The sequence below is a fragment of the Vibrio ordalii ATCC 33509 genome (genome assembly GCA_000257205.1).
Classification (GTDB): Bacteria; Pseudomonadota; Gammaproteobacteria; order Enterobacterales; family Vibrionaceae; genus Vibrio; species Vibrio ordalii.
Genome location: AEZC01000131.1, coordinates 1 through 812 on the forward strand (window position 1 = coordinate 1; position 812 = coordinate 812).

Consider the following 812-nt stretch of genomic DNA (forward strand, 5'->3'; position numbering starts at 1 on the left):
CATATTTTCAACTATTCGCTGCCTTGCACCAGAAGCAAGTATCTGATAATAATCTAAATTTTGCCATTCACCAGAACGGTTAACACTAGCTCTTACACTCGCCGCATATGTACCTCTATCCAAGATACTTTGGACTAGAGGCAAAAAATATTCATTCGTATGCAAATTAACTTTTTTTGCTTTTTCTAACCATGGCTCTAATGTATTTGAAACTTTAATTTTTGCCTCTTTTTGGGATAATGATAATGCTTCTTTTTCTAAGTCATCAATTGCTTTTTCAATTTCATCAATTCTGGATAAGTGAAATACTCTTAAGTTCTCAACTTTGTTTTTTATACCAGAAATAATCAACGAACTATCATCGCTTACTGAGTTGAAAAATTTAATATCAACATCCAATGAAAGCTTACTTTTCAAATCAGACTCAATCTGACTTTGTCTAATTTCCCTACCTTCATCTTTATCATCAATTGGTTCATCAATGTCTATGACTTGCTCTGGTTCATTATCGCGGTCAAGAACTAAAATTAAAGACTCTGTATTAACTCGATTTACTAACCCTGCGTCTTTAGCTTGTTTCAAAACACCAACAACAGTTTTATCTGGAGCATCATTAAACCTAGAACATAAGACACAAATCGTTCTATTATCTGTTAAGCAATTATCCAAATCATTCCTATTAACTGTTTGATCTACACCTTTTGTATCTACAAAAGTCAAATCAAAGTCAGGGTGTTCCCAACCCACATCTTTCAGTTCAATTCTTATTTTTTTAGCTAGTGACACATCCAGGTTTGGGTCATGACTCCAAT

The 812-nt window shown here is 33.4% G+C and carries 1 protein-coding gene; it reads right to left on the reverse strand.

The annotated features are described in order from the left end of the window. The coding region (locus VOR_RS18850) for a hypothetical protein (protein WP_010319479.1) at positions 1-812 on the reverse strand (812 nt) is incomplete at both ends.